The sequence below is a fragment of the Thalassospira mesophila genome (assembly GCF_002115755.1).
GTDB classification, from domain to species: Bacteria; Pseudomonadota; Alphaproteobacteria; order Rhodospirillales; family Thalassospiraceae; genus Thalassospira; species Thalassospira mesophila.
In genome coordinates this window covers 1-321 of the sequence record NZ_JFKA01000088.1, presented here as the reverse complement: position 1 = coordinate 321, position 321 = coordinate 1, and the positions used below count along the sequence as shown (strand labels likewise).

At 68.2% G+C, this 321-nt stretch carries 1 protein-coding gene; it reads right to left on the bottom strand.

The genetic code is table 11. From position 1 onward, the window contains the following. A partial coding sequence (locus tag TMES_RS22165) for a P1 family peptidase (RefSeq protein WP_211276005.1) occupies positions 1-321 on the bottom strand: 321 nt, incomplete at both ends.

The following is a 321-nucleotide window of genomic DNA, read 5'->3' as shown; positions in this document are numbered from 1 at the left end:
CCGTTGATGTCGTTGAGCAGGCCATCGAAGGTTTCCATCACCACCGGCATATTCCAGTACACCGCGTTGTCGCTCGCGGGCAGCGCTTCGCGTTCCAGCGCGATCAGCGCATCGCGCACTACCCCCACGCTGTGGGTGTTGGTGAAGGCGATCGGGCTGGTCAGCAGCCCCGCTTCACGCACCCATTCCAGGCCGGTGGCGTCGCCGTTGCCGTTCAGCACGTGCACGCCGGCAAAGCAGGGGGCGTGGCGGGCGGAGCCGGGGCGCGGTTCGATCACCGTCACGCCGGTGCGCACGCTGCGCCCGTCCGCCAAATCGGCA